This window comes from Nonlabens sp. (assembly GCF_018401815.1).
In the GTDB taxonomy this organism is placed as follows: domain Bacteria; phylum Bacteroidota; class Bacteroidia; order Flavobacteriales; family Flavobacteriaceae; genus Nonlabens.
In genome coordinates this window covers 1-2,905 of the sequence record NZ_JAGYKG010000013.1, presented here as the reverse complement: position 1 = coordinate 2,905, position 2,905 = coordinate 1, and the positions used below count along the sequence as shown (strand labels likewise).

Sequence of the window (2,905 nt, the reverse complement as noted above, 5' to 3'; positions counted from 1 at the left end):
GCAATTATGAGCCTGAGGTTCTTCTCTTGGGCAAACTTCAAAGGGGCTCGATGCCCCTAAGAAGTTTCTCTTTCCTTCGGTGTAAATAATCACCATCGGTCTTTCTTGGGCACTTAAATCTACCCATTTTTTATAAAAATGCATAGGGCTATATTTCATATTGAAGGCTCTATGAAGTCTCTTATTATTATAGTTATCGATCGCTTTTGCAACTTTGACCTTTAAGGCTTTAAAATCTCTAATCACCCATTTTTTAAGGTATTCGTTTTTTATAATGCCATTAATACGCTCTGCATAAGGGTTTTCCCAAGCAACTTCTCCCATACTGATGTGTATTTGATTCTTTTTTAACAAGTCAGTGTATATCTTGCTACTATACTGAGATCCTCTGTCTGAATGATGGATCAAACCCCATGGCTGGTAATCAATTACCTTCAAGGCCATTTTTAATGCTTTCACATTTGCTTCAGCTCGCAGGTGGTTACTAACAGCGTACCCTATAACTAAGCGGGTATACACATCTATTATGAACACCAAATAATAATGCTCTAAACCCACACTAAAATAAGTAATATCGCTTTGAATAACCTGAAAAGGCCTTGTTACTGTCATACCCTCAATCACATTAGGATAAAATATATCCCCGCTGAAAGTAGTGCGGTGATAGTTCCTGATCGGTTTGACCCCATAACCTAGATGAAGGAAAATTTCACAAAATTTATCCCTACCCATACATTTTGGCTTTAAGGTATAATACATCTTTTCAACCCCACAGCCTGGGTGCTCCTCTTTAATTTGATCTGCCAAAATCACAAGCTCAGCAAGCTCTTGGTCAAATGATGCCTGACGTTTTTCAGCTTGATGAACTGACTGTTTGCTCACCCCAACCGTCCGATAAAGTTCGTTAAGTGAATAGCTCATCATTTCTCGGTTAGATTGGAACCACCAGAGGGTGGGGTGTCGGAGTTTTTTTTAATGTCGATTGAGTAGGTTTCCTTGGCCAAATCAATCATCTTTTCCAGATAATCAATCATAATCTGTTTCTGGCCTACACTACGCTCAAGCTCTTGTACTTTTTTTTCAAGCTCTTTGACTTTGTTGGTTTGGCTGTTTTTCATCTCAACTATCCTGACGTTTTTCTCATTGTATGAGGAGTATTTATATATCCAGTTATATATAGTTGCATTACTCACTTCATAATACTGCTCCATCTGAGGAACAGACATTACACCTTTTTCAAAATCCTGAACTAATTTACGCTTAAATTCTTCAGAATACTTGCGGACAGAATTAATCCTTTTTCCCGTTTTTATCATTTTTATTTTGGCTTAAAAACGGTCAACCTATTTCAGGGAATGACAAAGCGACCCCGCCCTAATAACCAACAACCCAAAAACCCAATACCCCAAAAACCCAATCCCCCATTAACCCAAAAACCCAACCCCCCATTTCCAATTTTTTTTATAAATTGAAAACAAAAAGAGCATAGAGCTGGAAAACAGCAGCTGTACTGGTAAGCACACCATGTGCTGGCAACGCTTTTTTGCAAAAAATAAATGGAGTAAACGCCTATAAAAACAGATTAACTCATTAATAAATAGTTACTTAGTAGGGTTGTTGATATAGGCGTATAAAGATAATATTACCTTTATAAATAAGTTGTGCGGCATACAAGAAAAGCCAACCGCACAAACAGCACATTTGGTTTTTGCCGACACGCAAAGCCAACGCTGAAAAAACCAAAAGAGCTGTTTTTTGCCAACGCTCGACCGAAAATTGAACAGAATACGGGAAACCGTAAAAAAAGAAATAGAATGAATAGTATTTTTAGGAACACAAAGCCAACCGAAGAAATATGGAGTTAATACAAAATAACCCTTATCGAATTGCGGGTATTCTCTCAAACGCAACGACAAAGGAACTTGAAAAGCAAAAAGGGAAAATTAAAGCCTACACAAAGGTTGGCAAAGAAATCAAATCAGACTTTGACTTTCAAATTCTCGGGAGTATTGACAGAACGGAAGATTCTGTAAACAAAGCATTTTCAAATGTTGAGCAAAACCAAGACAAAGTTAATTACGCCTTGTTTTGGTTCTTAAATGCCAGTCCATTTGACAACACTGCAATTGAATATCTGAAAAATGGTGATGAAGAAAAAGCACTTGAAATATGGGAAAAAGTAACAACCGACAAGGATGTTAATTCCAAAAATTTCTCTGCGTTCAACAATTTGGGTACATACAAACTTTTAAGCAGGGATAAATCTGATATTAAAACAGGGATTGAAGCCAAAATCAAGCTCATTGAATCAGACTACTTTGAAAGCTTCGTGCATTCTGTTGCAGATGAAACCTATACAATTGACAATCAAAAACAATCTGAAAAATTGATTGATGAATTGCTGACGCAATTCAAAAATCAGTATTCAAGTTCAGAAACATTGCAATTGTTTAGTGGATGCAACGGAACTACTCAAAAGTACCTTTCAAAAAAGTTTACAGAAGAACCATTACATAAAATCGAAAGCCAAATTGAGAGTTGTAAAAAGAAACGAAAAGCAGCCAAAGGCAGAGCCTATGAATTTGGTTTAAAATTATTCACAAACACAAAGGACGATTTATCACTTCTAAAATCATTACTTGGCACAAGCGACTTAAAATACAAGGCAGTTGCTGACCAATTGGCAAATGAGATAATGCAATGTGGAATTGACTATTTTAATGAAAGTCAAGAAAATGATTCGAGTGAAAATTATCTTGAATCATCTCAAAAGCTAACAAAATTAGCTGATTCGATTGCAGTTGGAAAGCTAACAAAAGATAGAGCAAAAGACAGTCTTGCAACCCTTGCCGATATGAAAGACCGAGAGGTTAATCAGGCAATTGCAATATTGAATTCTATTAAG

At 36.4% G+C, this 2,905-nt stretch carries 3 protein-coding genes; 1 reads left to right on the top strand and 2 read right to left on the bottom strand.

All coding sequences use genetic code 11. From position 1 onward, the window contains the following. On the bottom strand, positions 1-921 hold a 921-nt coding region (locus KG732_RS12850; protein WP_213524410.1), incomplete at its 3' end, for an IS3 family transposase. Next, on the bottom strand, positions 921-1,316 hold the full coding sequence (locus KG732_RS12845) for a transposase (RefSeq protein WP_213524408.1): 396 nt from the start codon (positions 1,314-1,316) through the stop codon (positions 921-923). The genes KG732_RS12850 and KG732_RS12845, both read right to left, overlap by 1 nt. A gap of 539 nt (positions 1,317-1,855) precedes the next feature. Between KG732_RS12845 and KG732_RS12840 the strand changes: the two genes are divergently transcribed. Next, positions 1,856-2,905: hypothetical protein (locus KG732_RS12840; RefSeq protein ID WP_213524406.1), on the top strand; the 1,050-nt coding region annotated here is incomplete at its 3' end.

What these genes read in the sequence shown, in the direction of transcription:
- KG732_RS12845 (WP_213524408.1), bottom strand. Translation starts at nt 1,316, where the DNA reads ATGATAAAAACGGGAAAAAGGATTAATTCTGTCCGCAAGTATTCTGAA.